Source organism: Bacillus sp. FJAT-27916 (assembly GCF_001183965.1).
In the GTDB taxonomy this organism is placed as follows: Bacteria; Bacillota; Bacilli; order Bacillales; family Pradoshiaceae; genus Pradoshia.
Window position 1 is genome coordinate 1,652,646 of sequence record NZ_LFZV01000001.1, and the last position, 17,885, is coordinate 1,670,530.

Below are 17,885 nucleotides of genomic sequence, written 5' to 3' on the forward strand. Positions count from 1 at the left end.
AATCCTTCTCCCAATATAAAAACATCGGCGATTCATTAGGATAAGGGATAGAGCAAAAAGACTCTACCCCAACACTTGAAAAAGAACCCTTTTTTTGTACTTCCAAACGGACCTACATGATATACTAAGACAGAGGTGTCGAATTATGACTATGAAAAATCTATCCGAATGGATGAACCAGCCGACTGTTATTATTCCTTCCTACTTGCTGAGCCATTATAAGGAAATGGGATTGACAGAACAAGAAGTAATGCTCCTCTTACAGGTGCATAATTTCAATTTGAACGGCAAGGCATTTCCGACGCCTGCCGAAATCTCCGCAGTCATGAATTTAACGGAGATGGACTGTACGGTGCTTTTGAGAAAGCTTGTACAGAATGGATTTTTGGAGATTACTGAGGATGTGAAACCCGGCTTTGAAAGCTATTCTATCAAGCCGTTAAATGAGAAGCTTGCTTATCACTTTTTAAAAGAAGCGAAGCAGGCAGATTTTGAAGAAAAGGTACAGAAGAGTGAATCCCTGTATGCGATCTTTGAAAAAGAATTTGGGCGCCCGTTATCTCCGTTTGAAGGGGAAACATTATCGATGTGGCTTGATGAGGATAAGCATGAACCAGAGCTGGTCCGAGCTGCCCTGAAAGAGGCAGTCATATCAGGCAAGCTTAATTTCCGCTATATCGACCGAATTTTGTTTGATTGGAAGAAGCACGGGGTCAAAACATTAGAACAGGCTAAAGACCACGGAGAAAGATTCAGAAGCTATCAGAAGAAGCCGTCTGTCAAAGCAGTCCCGACGGCGAAAGACTTGCCATTATATAATTGGTTAGAATAGTATATATTTATCAGACCGGAAGGGAAATCTCCGGTTTTTTTCATGGGAAAGAGGGAGAAGGTATGCTGAATAATACGCAAATTCGTTATTGTCTAGATGAAATGGGAAAGCTATTCCCTGATGCACATTGTGAATTAAATCATTCCAATCCATTCGAATTGGTCGTCGCGGTTGTCCTGTCCGCACAATGTACGGATGCATTGGTGAATAAAGTGACGAAGAACCTGTTCCAAAAGTATAAGAAGCCTGAGGACTTTCTGGCTGTTCCCCTTAGCGAGCTGGAAAATGATATTCGTTCCATTGGATTGTATCGTAATAAAGCAAAGAACATCCAAAAGCTGTCTCAAATTATTTTAGAGAAATACAATGGGGTTGTTCCTAATGACCGCGATCTGCTGACAGAGCTTCCGGGAGTAGGTAGGAAGACAGCGAATGTTGTTGTATCGGTTGCTTATGATGTACCGGCTATTGCCGTGGACACGCATGTCGAGAGGGTAAGCAAGCGCCTTGGAATCTGCAGGTGGAAGGATTCTGTACTTGAAGTGGAAAAGACACTTATGAGAAGAATTCCAAAGGATGAGTGGTCCATCACCCATCACCGCATGATATTCTTTGGCCGATACCATTGTAAGGCGCAATCGCCAAAATGTGAGGTTTGTCCACTGCTCCTTCTTTGCAGGGAAGGGAAAAAACGAATGAAAGCAGCTGGGAAGAAATGAGAAAATATGAAGTGTTACAATTTACGTATGGCCATATAAAGGCTGAATCCCTGAAAGAATGGGATCTGAGTCTAATGGAAAGCGGATTCCCGTATGATGAGCTTGAGGGCGAATATAAACCATGGCAGCATATTGCCGTTATTCAAAACGATATATGGAGTGGATGGGAAGCTGTTTCAGAAGCGGCTGAAGGGCTGTTGGCAAATCGTCAAACGAAAGAGATCAAGCCTTATATGCAAAGAGGGATTGTGCTATTCTTGTCGATTCTTTTCTGGTCGAATAAAAAGCCTGTAAACCTTGATGAACTTAACGAGGAATTGCAAGCCATGGCTCATAAACCAGTCAATGTGGATGAACGGATCAGCTATATCCTTCATAGACCTAATACCTATCCGGCCTTTATGCAGCTGAAAAGCTTAATGGAAGAACAAAAGAAAATGGTCGCAAAATTGATTGCACTAAAGAAACTATGAGCAAAAAAGGACAGGCTAGTTGAACCAGCCTGTCCTTTTTTGTGTTCGATGTATGAAAGAGAGCACCCAGATTTAGTCCGGGTGCTCTCTTTATGTGTTAGGCAATTTTAAGACGGAAATCAAACGCATCTCGGATAAAGGCCGGGATCATCGATTGTATAAGGCTTGCTGATTCATCATTTTGGCTTCTGGGTGTTGCTCCATTATCATCATCGCCTGAGCCTGAATCATTGCTGCCTCCGTTGTCATTTCCATTACCATTTCCGTTACCATTACCATTTCCGGAATCATTACCGGAGTCAGATTCATCATTTGGATTTCCTGTGTCCTCGTTTGAATCACCGGAATCGGTGTTGCCAGACTCCTCATCTTTATTCTCGTCATTTCCTTGATCTGAACCATCTTCGTTCGAATCAGGCTTCTTATCTTCGTTTTCTTCTGGCTTTTTCTCTTCGTCTGTTTCAGGGGCAGCCGGTTCTTCTTCCTCTTCCGGCTCTTCTTCAATGACCTCCTCAATCGAAACAGATACGGAGGCAGGGTCGCTTTCCTGACCATCTACCTTGGCGGTGACAGAGAATACATAGGTGTTGCCCACTTCCGGTGAATTCATGCTGAATGACGTATCAGAAGTGTTCGTTAAAGTATTGGCTGAACCGCCATTAACAGCTACTTTTACATCAAATTCAGCATCAGCAGAAGCATCATAATTCCAGCTGACATTAATCTTGTTAGCCGTCTCATCATACGATGCGGTCAAGCCGCTTGGAGCAGCCAGCTTTTCGTATTTTGTAGATGTCTTAGATGGCTCATGTCCTTTAACGAAGTATTCATAGACCTTTTGACTGTCTGGTGTATGTGCTCCTGCAATAGCTGCTGGGTTTGAGCCTTTCTCAATAGCCAGCTCTACAACGGAGCTAGGTTGTTTGAAGTCTTCAGTATCTACGCCTGAGGACATTTCTTGCATCATTGCCTTAAATATTTTCTGTGCAATTTTTGTTTCATCCTTGCCCAAGGTGTTTTCAAACTGTTTATCATATCCTGTCCATACAGACATCGTAAAGTTCGTTGTATATCCGACAAACCATGAGTCAGGTGATTTCGATTTGTCGATATTGTATTTTGCCCGGTCCTCTGCAGAGTAGTTAGTTGTACCCGTCTTTCCTGCTACTGGGAGTCCAGAGATATTTGCTAGTGTCCCCGTACCTTTCGTCATAACATCCTTAAGGATATCGGTCACCATAAAGGCTGTATAATCCTTCATGACTGCCTCTGATTCTGGTGCGGTCTCGATGACTGTATCGTTATCTCGCAGCACAATTTTCTTGATGACATGAGGCTCTGTATAAACCCCTTCATTGCCAAATGCCGCATAGGCACCTGCCATTTGAAGAGGGGAAGCTCCTTTTTCAACACCGCCGATGGCAGAAGACTCGTAAATTGGACCAAAATCAATGCCTAGCTTGTTTACAAACTCGCCTGCTTTCTTCTCACCGACTTCTTGGAGGGTCTTAACAGCTGGTACGTTTAGGGACATATAGAGTGCCTCGCGCAAGGAAACTTGACCCTTATAGGAGCTGTAGGCTGTGCCAACAGTCTGTCCGCTTGAATACTGGTATTCCTCATCAACCAGCGGATGGTAGGTTGACCATTGAAGATATTCAAAGGCTGGACCATAATCAATCAGCGGTTTGATGGTAGAACCAGGCTGCCTTGTTTTCAGGTCGGTCGCATAATTGAAGCCACGGGTTACTTCTTGGTTACGCCCGCCCCCAATCGCATAAATCTCGCCTGTTTTTGTATCCATGAAAACAGAGCCGACTTGGAACTTGTCATCAGGGTAGGCGATATAATCATCTGAATCAAGGATTTTCTCCATTAACTCCTGTGCTTTCGGGTCAATGGATGTATAGACAGATAAGCCGTCTGTGTAAATATTGTAATCACCAAGCTTTTCTACCTCTTCAATAACTTGGTCCACTATGGCATTGTATTTCGTTCCTGTTTCGTCACGGTCGCCATCAGCAACAAGACTGTCTTGGAGGCTTTCTGCTTGAGCGGCCTTCCGTTCGTCAGCTGTGATGAAGCCGGCATTTTCCATCGCTTGGAGAACGATGTTTCTGCGTTTCTCCGCTTTTTCCGGATAATCAAATGGATTGTAGTTATTCGGGCTTTGCGGCATTCCAGCAAGAGTTGCTGCCTCAGCCAATGTAAGCTCATTTAAATCCTTGCCGAAATAGAGCTTAGAGGCTGTAGAGAAGCCGTGGATACCTGAGGACATATATACTTTGTTGACATACATTTCAAAGATTTGTTCCTTACTGTACTCCTGCTCCAATTGGTAAGCAAGGTACATTTCCTGTACTTTACGCTTAATCGTTTTTTCAGATTGAAGGAAAGAGTTTTTGACAACCTGCTGGGTGATCGTACTTCCACCCTGTGAACCGAATCCGCCCGTGATATTGGCTACAATGGCCCCTCCGACACGAATTATATCAATCCCGTGGTGCTTATAGAATCGGACGTCTTCAATGGCAATTATGGCATCTTCCATTAAATCCGGGATATCTTCGTATTCTACATAATCTCTTGTTTCAGAGCCAATCTCGGTATATAGATCTCCGTTTTTATCGTAGATTTTGGAGGAGATTGGATCAATGAGGGATTCTTCATCGATTTTCGGCGCTGTGGAAATATAATAAGCGAACACACCGCCAACCGAAATCGCTGCCACGATGCAAAGCATTAACAGAATGACCGCGATTCGCTTAATGAGTCCTTTAGATTGTTTTTTCTGTTTCTTATTCCTTTGTGCGTGCTTTCTTTTTTCTTCTCTTGTTTTATATTGATCTGACATTAATGATTACCCTTCCTTTCAGGATAAATCCCATTCAAACTTCCTATTCATAATCTTAATATAATCGATCCTTGGTGCATAGCCTATTGGAATCAAATCACCAAAACGTTCGATATCTTTCTTAGGGATTGACTTCCTTCCGCCTGCAAGCATTTGTTCCCAATAGTCGATTAATGTTTCAGCAGGCAGATAGTATATTTCCTCTGTTTGACTAAAGCGGATGATGATGAATGCTATCCCGCCATGGTTAAGTACATTCTGCATATGAACGATTTGGTGCTCATGGAAGTTCTTCAATGGGAATGAAGTTTGAAGCTTGGTTTCCTTTGCCTCAAAATCGATATATCGTCCTTTGTACACACCGTTATAGTCCGTAGTGGAGGCTTGCTTGAAATAGGCCTCCTTAATGACAGCGGCACTCCTTTTTGGATAAGAGACGTTGACAATTTGTACTGGGGTAGGTTTCTTATGGACAATCGCGATATTATTCTCAATATAGTACTGGTTTGTCTCATTCAAATCTTCTTCCAGCGTCATACCTCTGTTTGAGTAGTCCAGTTTCTTCTGGGCAGGCTTTTTCACTTGATTTTGAGCATTTTCAGCTGGGATGTATTTTTTTCCATTAGGATATCTTATAGCCATAGTATCCCTCCAAGTCCTACCTAATCATAACAAAAATGTTGCGAGAATTGTAAAAAACATCATGTCTTTCGGCTGACAATATTTATCACAATTCTACTTTATTCTACCGTTTTTATCGATATTTGCTTATGACTGTCTAATATTGGGATTAGTGTTAACTTGGTAAAGAGAAGTTTATTATAATATTTCTAATTCGTCAAAGGGAGCGTACAGCTCATAAGGAATGAACATAAAAAGGAGAAGAACCAATACACCTGCTGTACTGGTTCTTCTCCTAAAAGGCTCTTTTTCAATTATGTTGATGGACGATCTGGTCCGTCAAGTTTCGGATTGCCCGTATTGTTTTTGGGAATGCTTTTCTTTTTCTCATCTTGTGCCTTTGATGTGTTTTTGTTTTTCATGTCCTGCACCTCCTGACATTTAGGTTCTCACCTCATCACGTTTTTTATGCATGCTGTCGAAGGAGGGGCATGTATTGACTTATCCTTGTTTCTTTGCCGATATGCTTCTAGTTTTGTCGGCAGTGCAGGGAATTAAAATAAGAGGGCGAAACCTTAGAGTTAAGAAGAAAGATGAAAGGGGTGCTAGTCATGAGTTCCAAAGAAAAGCTTGTATCCGTCCTAAAGGAATTGGAAGAGGAAATTGCGGCCCTGGAAGAAAAGATGATCAGCAAGACGGAGAAAAAATATGAAGAGACACTCTCTGAATTTCATTTATTCATAAAGAATCGTTCAAGAGAATTGGAGGCAAGAATGGATGTTGTGGATACAAAAATAGACCAGCACTTGAAATATGGACGCCAGCTTGAGAAGGAAGCCGTGAATCGCCATCATGGCGGCATAAAAGTGGCAACTGTCCCGGATTTCTGATAGTTTGAAGAGAGACTGGATTAAATCAGCAATAAAAAATAAGGATGGCTGGCATGACGAAGGAATTAGCACAATTAACCGAGCTGCTGCTTTCAAAAGTGGCTGAGGCAGAAGAAATTTATCGACAGGCTAGGGAAGAAGAAAAGACATTTGATTTCTACCAGGTCATTAAGCCCTATGCAGATGAAGTGAAAGAATTGGCTGACAGATGGGAGGATTTGGCTAAAGAATGGCAAAAGGCGGCAAAGCCTAAGCATATTAGCCCCCTCCAAATTCAAAATACACATAATAATTTATTGCAGGTGTCTGTGCACTGCCACATCCCTCAATCAAGCAAATCGCGGTTTATTAAACACTGCAACGCTTCAGCCTATGTTCTTGAACAGGTAAAGCAGCTGCTTTCATAAAAGGCGTCTATGAGGCTTGGATGTATAAACAATACGCACTTAGCAGCGGGTTTTTCTACGGGAAACAAAGTCAGCCGCTTATGTGCGAGGAATGTAAGTGGTCCTAAAATAAAAATGGATTAGCGAATAAAAACCTGATTTCTAAAAATGGAATCAGGTTTTTATTTAGAGTAATGAGAAATGCACTCATGCCCGTTTTCCTCATATAGTAATGATAAATAAGCAGAACGGAGGAGGATGGCATGCTTAAAGACCTTCTGAAGAAAAAACGCAGACAGGGTGCAGAACCGAATTCTATGATGAATTGGTCTCCCGGTATGCCTGGCTATGAGTATCAGGCCAACGGGGTCAATTGGCACCAAGGAGGGGGCTTTCCTCAGACGCAGCCTTTTTATCAAGGCCCCGCACAAAGCTGGCCTGGATATCTTGAACAGAGCACGGTATATCAGGTGTCCGGTCCTATAGATACGACGCTGACAAATCAGGGGTATACTGGTCCGTTAATGACACCGTACAATCTGGAACCTTATCAAATGCCTCCCGCACAGGGGGGAATGCCGAATTCTGCCCCCCTGATGCAGGGCGCTTACCAGAATCAGATGCCTAATGGTTATCCGCCTTATCCAATGGCACCAGAGATGAATCCATATCCGAAACAGCAGCCTAACCCGTTTCAAAATCCACTTTACCAGCAGGATGAGGACTTTTATCCAATACAGCCAGTGATGAATATTACACATCCTTATCCAAAGCCAAGCTTTCTGCAAAAGAACCAAGGAAATAATATTTCCTCTGTATTGAATCAGTTTAAGAACCAGGAAGGCAGCATTGATTTTAATAAAATGATGGACACAACCGGACAGATGCTGAATACAATGAACCAAGTTTCTAATCTCGTAAAGGGAGTTGGATCCATTTTTAAAGTAGGAACATGAAAAACTGCCGAACATTTGTTGTCGGCAGTTTTATTTTGATCTTTTTTAACGAATAGATATGCGCTTTTTTTTCGATTTTGGGACAGATACGGTCAAGAGTCCATTTTCGTGGGTAGCCTGAATGTTTTCTTCATCAATTGGCTCAGTGAAGCTGAAGCTCCTCGCTTTTTTTCGTCTTTCCACTGAGGAAGGTGTCCCTTTTTCATGGTTTGCTGGCCGGCGCTCCTCTGTTTCATAAGAGATGGTCAGCCGGCTGCCGGAGATGTCAATTTCAATAAATTGTTTATCCACCCCTGCTATATGGGCGTGGATGATATAGTGGGTGTCCGTTTCTTCCCATTCCATTGGGAAACTTGAGAACAGCTTTTGGTTTTGGAAGAAGCCATCCATCGATTGCAATAATCCATTGCCGGTTTTCTCTGACAATAGATTATCCATTTGGGAAATGAATTGGCGGAAAGGTTCCAATAACTCGTTCCGATTGTTATGAGCCATGTCTATTTCCTCCTCTTGATTCGAATTCTACCCATATGATATGCATCTCCCTGTTCTTGGGTTAGTGGAAGTTTACGTGGGAGAAAAGAAATATGGATATAAATCTTTCGTGATTGTCATGTACACTATAAGGAATGGATGAATATTTGAAGGGAGTTAATGAATATGGCTGAACGAGTGAAGCTTGCATATAGAGAGTCAGGAGAGGGGGAGACCATCCTGCTGATTCATGGATTTTGCGGAAACAAGGATTACTGGAAAGAGGTGGAGGCACGTCTGTCGCCAAGTCATCATGTGGTGGTACTGGATATGAGAGGGCATGGAGAAACGAAGGCTGTGGAACCAGGATATAGCATCCATGACATGGCTGAGGATGTTTTTGCCTTTATTGAGGAAAAAGGCCTGCAGAATATTTTTCTATTCGGCCATTCAATGGGCGGGTATATCACGCTTGATTTAGCCAAACATCACCCAGAGATTCTTGGCGGCTATGGGCTCATACATTCCACCGCATATCCTGACAGCGAGGAAGCAAAGAAAAACCGCTCTGCAGGTGTGTCAAAGGTCTCGCAGCAAGGAGTGGACTTATTCGTGAAAGAGCTCGTACCAAAGCTTGTCTCTGAACGAACGAGAGAGACTGAAAAGGATGTCATAAAAAAGCTCTTTGAGATTGGAATTGAAACCAATCCAAAAGGTGTCATCGGGGCTTTGATGGCGATGAGGAATCGAGAGGATTTAACCCATGTTTTGGAGAATGACCGTCTTCCCGTTCTGCTTGTAGCCGGGGGACAGGATGAAGTGATTTCCCCTGAAAAGACTTTTACGGCAAATGGAAGTCATGTGACGAAGGCATTAATTGAAGAGGCAGGTCATATGGGAATCTTTGAGACACCCGATGAGGTAAGCCGTGCCGTTGCTTCTTTCGTGGACGAAAATTCAAAGAAATAAATCAATTGCCGCATCAAGGAAAAGATGCGGCTTTTTTCTTCACAAGAGAACGTTCATTCGGTTACAATGAGGACAGAAATGAGGTGTGAACGTGTTCAGGAAGAAAAGTTTAGCGGATATCATGAACGACCTGCTGACAGATGAACAATACAAAGACCAGATCAGCTTCTGGCATACGATTGATGAAAAGGAGGCAGTTTATGCGCCTTTTCCAAATGATCTTCACGAGCAATTGCGAACAGCCCTTGAAGCAAGAGGGATTTCTTCATTATATAGCCACCAAAGCGAAGCATACCGTTCTATTCGAGGCGGAAGGAATATAGTCGCCGTTACCCCGACTGCATCCGGCAAGACCCTTTGTTATAATTTGCCCGTCATCCAAACCATTCTTGAGAACTCGGATACGAGAGCCTTATATTTATTTCCGACAAAGGCACTGAGCTATGATCAAAAGTCAGAGCTGGAGGAATTAATCGATGCAGCAGACTTGAAGATTAACAGCTATACGTATGACGGTGATACACCTACAAGCATTCGGCAGAAGATTCGTAAGGCGGGGCATATTGTTATCACAAATCCAGACATGCTCCATTCCGGAATCTTGCCTCACCACACGAAATGGGTTTCCTTATTTGAGAATCTGAAATATGTGGTGATTGATGAACTGCATACGTACAAGGGGGTCTTTGGCAGCCATACGGCGAATGTCATACGAAGGCTGAAGCGTATATGCCGTTTCTATGGCAGCGATCCGCTCTTTATATGTACATCAGCGACGATTGCTAATCCGAAGGAATTAGCAGAGGCGCTGACGGAAACAGAGATGGTGCTGGTTGATAAGAATGGCGCTCCTGCAGGGAAGAAACATTTCGTCTTTTATAACCCGCCGATTGTCAATAAGCCCCTTAATATTCGAAGAAGTGCTGTCCTTGAGGTTCGGAAGATTGCCAGTGACTTGCTTCGTAATAAGATACAGACCATCGTGTTTGCCAGAAGCCGGGTTCGGGTTGAAATCCTTCTGACCTATCTTCAGGAGCTTGTATCAAAGGAACTAGGTCCTAAAGCCATCAGCGGTTATCGAGGCGGGTATTTACCGACCCAGCGCAGAGAAATCGAGAAGGGATTGAGGGAAGGCACCATTTACGGCGTTGTCAGCACGAATGCCCTTGAGCTAGGTGTGGATATCGGGCAGCTTCAGGCCTGTATCATGACAGGTTACCCCGGCTCCATCGCCAGTGCCTGGCAGCAGGCAGGACGTGCGGGCAGACGGCATGGGGAGGCGCTGATTATTATGGTCGCCTCATCAAGTCCGATTGATCAGTTTGTGATACAGCACCCTGATTATTTCTTTAATCGCAATCCGGAAACAGCGAGAATCAACCCGGATAATCTTGTCATTCTCGTTGACCACTTGAAATGTGCTGCCTTTGAGATTCCTTTCAAGGAAGGGGAACGATTCGGTGCTGCCGAAATCACAGAGATTCTGGACTATTTAGCGGAGGAGCATGTGCTGCATAAGAACAAGAATATGTGGCATTGGATGAATGATGCATTCCCGGCTCATGAGATTAGCCTTCGTTCAGCCTCACAGGAAAATGTGGTCATTATTGACCGTACCAGCCCGAAGCCGCGTGTAATTGGCGAAACCGATCGTTTCAGTGCCATGACACTCCTGCATGATGAAGCAATCTACCTCCATCAAGGAATCCAATATCAGGTGGAATTTTTGGATTGGGAAGAGAAAAAGGCATATGTACGAGAAGTAAAGGTTGATTACTATACCGATGCAAATCTGGCTGTACAGGTCGATGTATTAGAAATCGATGAGCGTAAGACAAGTGAGCAAACATCTGTGACATTTGGAGATGTATCCGTCAGGGCGATGGCGACGATATTTAAGAAAATCAAGTTTGATACACATGAGAATATTGGTTCAGGTCCTATTCACCTTCCTGAAGAAGAAATCCATACGAATGCCTGCATGCTTTCCTTGAATATGGGTCTGTCAGATTGGAAGGAGGAGCGGCTTGAAGAAGGCTTGATGGGTGCCTCCCATGCTTTAAGAGGAATTATTCCGGTGTATGTCATGTGCGACCCTGGGGATATCCATGTGTATCCGCAGGTGAAGGCCACTCATAATGATTTGCCGACTATTTTTGTCTATGACCATTATCCGGGCGGTATCGGTCTAAGTAAATATATGTTTGAACATAGCGCAGCCATCATTGAAGCGACGATTGATGCGATAGCGGCCTGTCCTTGTGATTCCGGCTGTCCAAGCTGCGTCGGCACAGAGGGAGGCGGCGAGACAATGAAGCAGGATGCACTTAAGATCCTGGCGATTTTCGCAGGCCGCTATGGAAAAGAGGACATAAAGCATGTCCATTAAACATAAACTCAATCGAATGAAAGTTCATCTAAATACGGGGAATGGCGATGTGAAGGCGAAGGAAGTCAGAGAGCCGGCTCTAAAGCAGACTGAAATTCCTCATTATGATGAATGGCAGGAGTATGGAGCAAGGGCTGTATTTATGGAAGAGGAGTATTGCCTTATTCGAGAGGTGAGCTACCCGTTAACTCACCGCCATGGCAAGTATACATTTGATATGCTTTTGGACATCGTCCGTATTTGGAATGAATCAGATTTGTCTCACCCCTTATCAGCTAAGGGGATTCAGGCTGATCAACTATTTTTCTTTGATACAGAAACGACCGGTCTTGGCACGGGAGCGGGTACCTCGATCTTTCTTCTTGGTTATGCATTCATTGAGGATGGAATGGTCAAGGTGCGTCAGCATTTTCTTCCGCGCCCTGGATATGAGCTTCCGTTCTATAAAACATTTTTTGATAACGTTCAATATGAAAAGCTTGTCACCTATAACGGAAAATCATTTGATTGGCCTCAGGTTGTCTCCCAGCATACGATGCTTAGAGGGCAGCTGCCTAAGCTCCCTAGGTTCGGTCATTTTGACCTTTATCATGCGGCACGCAGACTTTGGAAGAATAAGCTTGATCGCGTTAAGCTTGCTGTAGTTGAGGAAGAGGTACTTGGCTTTAAGCGGGAGGATGACATACCGGGCTATTTGGCTCCTATGATTTATTTTGACTACGTAGATCGGCATGACCCGGAAGCTATCTTTAAGATCATGAAGCATAATGAGCAGGATGTCCTTTCCCTCATTTCGCTGTATATCCATTTATCTGCCTTGTTATTGAATCAGGAGTTTGCCGAGCATGAGGATTCCTTTGAATTAGCAAGATGGTTCTCTGTGCTGAAGGAGAGAAACCGTGCCATTCAGTCATTCGAAAGAGGCATCACTGAATCGGCAGAGGAGGATGTACTGACCGTGAAATTTCATTTGGCGAATGAACATAAGCGGAGCGGCAACCTCCGTGCGGCGGCTGAGCTGTGGGAGGAAGCGGCTATGTCCAATAGGTCAGAGACAAAGGCACTGTCCTATTTAGAGCTTGCCAAATACTATGAGCATAGGGTGAAAGATTATGATACGGCCCTCAGTCATGCACAGGCAGCGCTGGATACTGTTGTGAAAAATCAAATTCAAAAAGCCGCCTTGAAGGCAGGAGAACTTCAAAAACGAATCGAACGCCTTGAACGTAAATGCCTTCAAATGCTAGAGCGAATAGGAAAATAGGTGAATGTCTCGGTGCAAAGCATACATGTCCCTCATACCTTATTAATGTAAGTACAACAGGATGATGAGAGGAGAGAATAAGTCTATGTATGGTCATCATAATTTCTGCGGTCCCATTTCGGTGCCGGGTTGCAATCAAACACAAGTTTGCCCGCCTGTTTGCCATGAACCTATTCAATTCGTGAAGGAAAATTGTTATACCGTTATCGTGCCGCATGTCCACCCTGTGCAAACATTGGAAGTGAATAATCACGTCTTTCAACATGAACATATGTACCCGCATTCTTATCAATGTGCGGACCCTGTATTTAACCAAGAAATCCAATGCGGTGCTCCATGCCCGCCAGCACCAGGGTGCGGTCCGTCAATGCACGGCGGTCCTATGTTTGGAGGACCAATGCACGGTGGTCCATCCCACCATGGTCATGGCCACCACGGCCATGGGTTTGGCTGCTAAAAAAGGAAAGGGGCTAATGCCTCTTCCTTTCTTTAATGAAATCATTTAGGATAAGCATCGGGAAGTGAAAAAATGGGTAAAGTAGTATTTGTAACCGGATATAAAGCCTATGAACTTGGGATATACGACCAAAGACACCAAGGGATTCCATACATAAAGAAAGCCATTAAAGCTCGTTTGCTGGACATGCTGGATCAAGACTTGGAATGGGTCTTAATCACGGGGCAGCCAGGCGTGGAACTTTGGGCCGCCAATGTGGTGTTCGATTTGCAGGAGGAATATCCTGAGCTTAAGCTTGGTGTGCTGCTTCCTTTTTTGAATCAGGAGGAGAATTGGAAAGAGGGCGTAAAGGAACAATATGAAGAGGTATTGCTTCAGGCGGATTATGTAGAGGCTATTTCTAAGAAGCCGTATGAGGGGCCTTGGCAGCTGAAGCTTCGCAATCAATTCCTGGTTGACAAGAGTGATCAGATGCTCATCCTCTATGAAGAGGAAAAGGATGGAAGCCCGAAATACAGCTGGATGGAGGCCAAAAAAAAGCAGGATAAAAAAGATTATCCGATTTTCCAAATCACCTTTTGGGACCTTGAAAGCTTGATTGAAGAAGAGCAATGGCAAGATTATTAAAAGGTAAATTGACAAACAGCACTTTTTTTGAAAAAATAAAAGTATTAGTCGTAGGAATTTGAGGTGAAGAAAATGCTCTCAGATAAAACCAAGTTGACAGCAAAAGATATCCTGGAGAAAGAATTCAAGACAGGGGTCAGAGGCTACAAGCAAGAAGAGGTAGATCAGTATCTCGATTTGATCATCAAGGATTACGAAGTCATGCACCAGGAATATGAGCTTCTTTTGCAAGAAAACATGAAACTGAAGAAGCAATTGGAGGATCAGCCTAAAAAGACTGTTCAACCGGTGCAGCAAACACCTGCGGGTACAACCAATTTTGATATTTTAAAACGCCTATCCAATCTGGAAAAGCATGTTTTTGGAAGCAAACTGTACGAGTAATAACTTCCAATGCAATTTTGGTTGCAATGTGTGGTTTTTGAAGCTATAATAACTTTTATGCGATAACGTCTGGGTAATCGCTGCAATGCAAATTGTAGAGGAAAGTCCATGCTCGCACAGGCTGAGATGCCTGTAGTGTTCGTGCCTAGCCCAATAAGCTAGGGCAGCCTGTTTCAGGCTGACGGCCGGGAAAGCACCTAAGTCTTTGTGATATGGTGCCGGTACCTATAAAAGTGCCACAGTGACGGAGCCTTTCTGGAAACAGGAAGGGTGGAACGAGGTAAACCCCGCGAGCGAGAAACCCAAATTTGGTAGGGGCGCCTTTCCTAAGGAAATGAACGATGGGAAAGGGCAGATTATATCTGAAGATAGATGATTGCCGCCGGAGTACGAGATTCTTCCAATCGATTGCAGTACGAAGGAACAGAACATGGCTTACAGGACGTTATCTAGGAAGCATAATGAATGAACATTGAAGAGCCTAAGGGCTTATGAAAGAATAAAGAAGCCGCCGACTTTCGCAATGAAAGTCGGCGGCTTCTTTTATGTTGATTTAATAACTTGTCTTTACAGCTCCTGTCTCTTTAACCAAAGCCTTTTTGCTGTACAAGGCGAGGTAGAGGAGAAGTGTGCCGGCTGTGACAATCAATCCCACATAGACGGACATCATGCTTGGAATTAGATAGGCTCCAAGAATGATAGAGAACCGTGCCATGAGTTCAGCACCATTATAAGCTGCTCCGGCAAAGGCGGAATAAGAGCCACGCTTGTCTGCAGGAATCATATTCGCTTGCTCGGTCGTATAGACAGGCGAATACAATAGTTCACCAATGGTAGCCACAAAACCGAATAGCAAGAGTACATACCAGGTATCAGCAGCTGTGATCACTGCATAACCGGTACCATAAATAATCAGACCAGTAATTAAGACAGATTTATTCGAAAACCGGCTCGCCATCTTTGTGACAAAGAAGGTCAAGAGAACGACGGAAACCATATTAAGGATGTTTAACATGCTGAGCATGTGGACCCCCTGTGCCGTAAACCCGAAGATTTTCACAGGATTGAAGTTTTCAGCAAGCCGGACGCCGATATAACTGTTCAGTGAGAATTCTGCCGAGAGAATAAGTGTGAAGCCGAGGACCAGCTTCACATACTGTCTGTCAGCTAAAGCAACTTGATAATTATCAATGATGTCCAAGAATAGATTCTTTCCGCTCTTGCTTTGAACATGCGTATGATTGTCAATGAGCCAAAAATGATAAGCGATGACAATCATGAACGAAATGAAGGATAAGACCATAAATAATTCCTTTTGATAATGCAAGTAGAAGAGCCCGCCCATTGCGGCACCGATAGCCATGGAAAGATTAACTTGCCAGTAATCGATGGCGTAGACGGCCCGTCGGTTCTCAGGGGTGGTAGAATCCATAATAATCGCTTGCATACATGGACGGCCAAGACTGCTTGTGATCAAGAATCCAATATAGGCAGCAGCGAAGAGAATGACCCAATCATCCTTAGGCATAAGACTGACTGTCATGCCGAGGAACATAAGAGTGCTTAAGGATGAAGTGATAAGCAACACCTTTTTCCGTTTAAATCGGTCAGAAATATAGCCGCCGATCAAATTAGCCGCAAAGGTAATCATCACGGTGAAAATCAAGAAGAGTCCTGCCCAAATCTTATTGAGCTCCTGAGCGAAATAAAGGGCCATAAAAGGCATGACGGCACTTGATGCGGCCCGGTTAAAGAAGGATGTAATCAACCGAACCTTAATGTTTTGCGGCAATGTTTTGAAATTCATCTTGTATTCCTCCCTTCGTACGCCTTATATTAAACTAGACGAATTGTTTAGAAAATAGACGATTTTAGAAATAATGTCCAGTTTCATGAGAGGGGGGGATGTGTGTGGAACCGAAACTACTTACGCTTTGGCAGCATACCCGCACAGGGAAGGTCAAAATCAGTGAGCTGGCTGATTTGCTTTCCTTAAGTACGAAACAAACCACACGCTATTTACACAAATGGCATGAGGAAGGATGGCTGCACTATAAAGGAGGAACAGGTCGCGGGAGGTATTCTGAGATTACATGGCTTAAGGATGTGGAAGCGGTTTATGAGAAACGGGTACATGAGGTGATGAAGGACGGTAAGATAGAGGAATGTGCCCGTCACCTTTTATTGGATTGGTCGAGAGATTGTAAGCTTCGGCTTGTGAGTGACTTTCAAAGCCGGCTCGGCTATGAGAAGGATGGAGAAGACCGTTTGATTATCCCGAGAAAGAGACCCTTCATAACGACCCATCCGCTAAAAGCGCGGGATGTCCATAGTGCCAATCTGGTTGCTAATGTCTATGATCGGCTTGTATCAGTTGATGAACACAGCAGCGTACATCCTGCTCTGGCGCATAGCTGGGAGCTGAATGATGCCAGGCTGCGTCTCTATCTGCGGAAAGGTGTAAAGTTCCATGACGGTTCCCCCATGTCAGCGGAGGATGTATGTGACTGTCTTAGGAAGATGAGTCAGCATCCATTTTATGAAAGGATGTGGGCGCCTGTCTCAGCAATCAAGGCAAGAAGTCCCTATGTGATAGACCTTGAATTTCGCTATCCATGCCACTACGCTCTTCATCTCCTTGGAATCATGGCCGCGAGCATTTATAAAGAAGCTGGAGGGAGTCTATACGGAACAGGCAGCTTCTCTATTGTCAGAAATGATGACACAAAGACGTTGCTGCATGCGTTTCAGGAATATTATAAGGAACGTGCCTTTTTAGATGAAATTGAATATGTACAGGTGCCGAGGGATTTTGAGAATCTCTACCGGTCGTCCGCACAATCGGAGAATTATGAGACGTATAAAGTAGACAGCGATTTTGGATTTGGGCTGATCATCATGAATAGTTATCGGAATTCGGATATTGCCCGGGATGATGTGAGAGACTTTCTTCATTTTCAAGTGACAAAGCTCAGGCAGCTGCTTCGAGAGATTGATGCAAGATTGATTCCGAATGAACAAGGGTTTCTTGCAGGAATCAGTCAGCCATATGAGCTGGGAGAAATAAACTGTCCAGTCCTTCGTAAACCGCTGGTGATTCAAATGAGTGAATATAGCAGGCAGACTGCCGAACGCTTTAGAGAAATTCTTGTTAGAGCTGGATGTCCTGTTGAATTGGTACAGGTACCGTTTGCAGACACACTCGATAATGGCATCAATGACTATGGCTGCGATATCTTTTTCCATGGAGAGGTGTTTGAGATGGACCAGAAGTTCTCCTTCTTTCAGTTCCTGTTTGGCGGCACCTCTCCTCTTCAATCCGTTCTTGATGACTGTGTTGATATGGAAGCGTGGCTAAAACGGTATGCAATGACAGCTGTATCGGAGTGGATGCCGCTGCATATCGAGATGGAACGCTTTTTGATAGAAACATCACGAGCTGTTCCTCTTTATTATTCTAAGAGAAGCTTTCTGTTTACGGATGACCTCATGGATGTAGAGACCAGATATTTCGGGCATGCTGATTTCTCCAAGCTGTGGATGAAGCCAAGCTTCTAAAAAATCGATTTCTTTTTTCCTCGATAAGGTTT

17 protein-coding genes and 1 other RNA gene are annotated in these 17,885 nt (G+C 43.9%); 14 read left to right on the plus strand and 4 right to left on the minus strand.

Annotation, left to right across the window (positions count from 1 at the left end):
* The first annotated feature begins 145 nt into the window (after positions 1–145).
* The 3 genes from AC622_RS07995 (at position 146) to AC622_RS08005 (ending at position 2,024) form a co-directional block, all read left to right on the plus strand.
* Positions 146–832: a DnaD domain-containing protein gene (locus AC622_RS07995; protein WP_049670594.1), complete on the plus strand. Its 687-nt coding sequence runs from the start codon at positions 146–148 to the stop codon at positions 830–832.
* 62 nt (positions 833–894) lie between these two features.
* Positions 895–1,551, plus strand: a complete 657-nt coding sequence (gene nth / locus AC622_RS08000) for an endonuclease III (RefSeq protein ID WP_049670595.1) — start codon at positions 895–897, stop codon at positions 1,549–1,551.
* Positions 1,548–2,024 (plus strand): YpoC family protein, encoded by a 477-nt coding sequence (locus tag AC622_RS08005; RefSeq protein ID WP_049670596.1) that lies wholly within the window; start codon positions 1,548–1,550, stop codon positions 2,022–2,024. Before nth ends, AC622_RS08005 begins: the two co-directional genes overlap by 4 nt.
* A 97-nt stretch (positions 2,025–2,121) precedes the next feature.
* On the opposite strand, the gene AC622_RS08010 is transcribed toward AC622_RS08005, so the two are convergent.
* Together AC622_RS08010 and recU are read right to left on the minus strand one after the other, a co-directional pair.
* A complete protein-coding gene (locus AC622_RS08010) occupies positions 2,122–4,878 on the minus strand; it encodes a transglycosylase domain-containing protein (protein WP_082197069.1) in 2,757 nt (918 codons plus the stop codon).
* An 18-nt stretch (positions 4,879–4,896) separates the two neighbouring features.
* The gene (gene recU, locus AC622_RS08015) at positions 4,897–5,520 is read right to left on the minus strand and encodes a Holliday junction resolvase RecU (RefSeq protein WP_049670597.1); all 624 of its coding nucleotides are present in this window, start codon (positions 5,518–5,520) and stop codon (positions 4,897–4,899) included.
* A 590-nt stretch (positions 5,521–6,110) separates the two neighbouring features.
* On the opposite strand from recU, the gene AC622_RS08020 reads away from it, so the two are divergent.
* From AC622_RS08020 to AC622_RS20415, 3 genes are all read left to right on the plus strand, one after another.
* Positions 6,111–6,389, plus strand: a complete 279-nt coding sequence (locus tag AC622_RS08020; protein WP_049670598.1) for a hypothetical protein — start codon at positions 6,111–6,113, stop codon at positions 6,387–6,389.
* Between the two features lie 53 nt (positions 6,390–6,442).
* Complete coding sequence (locus tag AC622_RS08025) at positions 6,443–6,796, plus strand: YppE family protein (protein ID WP_049670599.1); 354 nt, start codon at positions 6,443–6,445, stop codon at positions 6,794–6,796.
* A 242-nt stretch (positions 6,797–7,038) separates the two neighbouring features.
* Positions 7,039–7,731 carry a YppG family protein gene (locus AC622_RS20415; protein ID WP_053103731.1) on the plus strand — a complete coding sequence of 231 codons (693 nt, stop codon included), beginning with the start codon at positions 7,039–7,041 and terminating at the stop codon, positions 7,729–7,731.
* A gap of 45 nt (positions 7,732–7,776) precedes the next feature.
* Here AC622_RS20415 and AC622_RS08035 read toward each other — a convergent pair whose 3' ends face one another.
* Positions 7,777–8,226 carry an Hsp20/alpha crystallin family protein gene (locus tag AC622_RS08035; protein WP_049670600.1) on the minus strand — a complete coding sequence of 150 codons (450 nt, stop codon included), beginning with the start codon at positions 8,224–8,226 and terminating at the stop codon, positions 7,777–7,779.
* A gap of 165 nt (positions 8,227–8,391) precedes the next feature.
* On the opposite strand from AC622_RS08035, the gene AC622_RS08040 reads away from it, so the two are divergent.
* The 7 genes from AC622_RS08040 to rnpB all read left to right on the plus strand — a co-directional run bounded on the left by AC622_RS08040 (position 8,392) and on the right by rnpB (position 14,738).
* Entirely contained in the window at positions 8,392–9,174 is a 783-nt protein-coding gene (locus tag AC622_RS08040; RefSeq protein ID WP_049670601.1) for an alpha/beta fold hydrolase, read from the plus strand.
* Between the two features lie 121 nt (positions 9,175–9,295).
* Positions 9,296–11,563 (plus strand): DEAD/DEAH box helicase, encoded by a 2,268-nt coding sequence (locus AC622_RS08045; protein ID WP_049672848.1) that lies wholly within the window; start codon positions 9,296–9,298, stop codon positions 11,561–11,563.
* The gene (locus AC622_RS08050) at positions 11,553–12,827 is read left to right on the plus strand and encodes a ribonuclease H-like domain-containing protein (protein ID WP_049670602.1); all 1,275 of its coding nucleotides are present in this window, start codon (positions 11,553–11,555) and stop codon (positions 12,825–12,827) included. Before AC622_RS08045 ends, AC622_RS08050 begins: the two co-directional genes overlap by 11 nt.
* A gap of 85 nt (positions 12,828–12,912) precedes the next feature.
* Entirely contained in the window at positions 12,913–13,284 is a 372-nt protein-coding gene (locus tag AC622_RS20625) for a CotD family spore coat protein (RefSeq protein WP_197089917.1), read from the plus strand.
* Positions 13,285–13,356: 72 nt separating this feature from the next.
* Positions 13,357–13,911, plus strand: a complete 555-nt coding sequence (locus AC622_RS08055; protein ID WP_049670603.1) for a DUF1273 domain-containing protein — start codon at positions 13,357–13,359, stop codon at positions 13,909–13,911.
* Between the two features lie 72 nt (positions 13,912–13,983).
* Positions 13,984–14,295 carry a cell division regulator GpsB gene (gene gpsB / locus AC622_RS08060; RefSeq protein ID WP_049670604.1) on the plus strand — a complete coding sequence of 104 codons (312 nt, stop codon included), beginning with the start codon at positions 13,984–13,986 and terminating at the stop codon, positions 14,293–14,295.
* A gap of 65 nt (positions 14,296–14,360) precedes the next feature.
* An RNA gene (gene rnpB, locus AC622_RS20630) (RNase P RNA component class B) lies at positions 14,361–14,738 on the plus strand.
* 110 nt (positions 14,739–14,848) lie between these two features.
* Here the strand turns inward: rnpB and AC622_RS08065 are convergent.
* A complete protein-coding gene (locus AC622_RS08065) occupies positions 14,849–16,102 on the minus strand; it encodes an MDR family MFS transporter (RefSeq protein WP_049670605.1) in 1,254 nt (417 codons plus the stop codon).
* Between the two features lie 104 nt (positions 16,103–16,206).
* Here AC622_RS08065 and AC622_RS08070 point away from each other — a divergent pair, with 104 nt between their 5' ends.
* Entirely contained in the window at positions 16,207–17,853 is a 1,647-nt protein-coding gene (locus tag AC622_RS08070; RefSeq protein ID WP_049670606.1) for an ABC transporter substrate-binding protein, read from the plus strand.
* Positions 17,854–17,885 lie beyond the last annotated feature (32 nt).

Bases quoted from the DNA above. Each gene is read 5' to 3' on its own strand.
- AC622_RS07995 (WP_049670594.1), top strand. From the start codon at position 146: ATGACTATGAAAAATCTATCCGAATGGATGAACCAGCCGACTGTTATT.
- nth (WP_049670595.1), top strand. From the start codon at position 895: ATGCTGAATAATACGCAAATTCGTTATTGTCTAGATGAAATGGGAAAG.
- AC622_RS08005 (WP_049670596.1), top strand. From the start codon at position 1,548: ATGAGAAAATATGAAGTGTTACAATTTACGTATGGCCATATAAAGGCT.
- AC622_RS08010 (WP_082197069.1), bottom strand. From the start codon at position 4,878: ATGTCAGATCAATATAAAACAAGAGAAGAAAAAAGAAAGCACGCACAA.
- recU (WP_049670597.1), bottom strand. From the start codon at position 5,520: ATGGCTATAAGATATCCTAATGGAAAAAAATACATCCCAGCTGAAAAT.
- AC622_RS08020 (WP_049670598.1), top strand. From the start codon at position 6,111: ATGAGTTCCAAAGAAAAGCTTGTATCCGTCCTAAAGGAATTGGAAGAG.
- AC622_RS08025 (WP_049670599.1), top strand. From the start codon at position 6,443: ATGACGAAGGAATTAGCACAATTAACCGAGCTGCTGCTTTCAAAAGTG.
- AC622_RS20415 (WP_053103731.1), top strand. From the start codon at position 7,039: ATGCTTAAAGACCTTCTGAAGAAAAAACGCAGACAGGGTGCAGAACCG.
- AC622_RS08035 (WP_049670600.1), bottom strand. From the start codon at position 8,226: ATGGCTCATAACAATCGGAACGAGTTATTGGAACCTTTCCGCCAATTC.
- AC622_RS08040 (WP_049670601.1), top strand. From the start codon at position 8,392: ATGGCTGAACGAGTGAAGCTTGCATATAGAGAGTCAGGAGAGGGGGAG.
- AC622_RS08045 (WP_049672848.1), top strand. From the start codon at position 9,296: ATGAACGACCTGCTGACAGATGAACAATACAAAGACCAGATCAGCTTC.
- AC622_RS08050 (WP_049670602.1), top strand. From the start codon at position 11,553: ATGTCCATTAAACATAAACTCAATCGAATGAAAGTTCATCTAAATACG.
- AC622_RS20625 (WP_197089917.1), top strand. From the start codon at position 12,913: ATGTATGGTCATCATAATTTCTGCGGTCCCATTTCGGTGCCGGGTTGC.
- AC622_RS08055 (WP_049670603.1), top strand. From the start codon at position 13,357: ATGGGTAAAGTAGTATTTGTAACCGGATATAAAGCCTATGAACTTGGG.
- gpsB (WP_049670604.1), top strand. From the start codon at position 13,984: ATGCTCTCAGATAAAACCAAGTTGACAGCAAAAGATATCCTGGAGAAA.
- AC622_RS08065 (WP_049670605.1), bottom strand. From the start codon at position 16,102: ATGAATTTCAAAACATTGCCGCAAAACATTAAGGTTCGGTTGATTACA.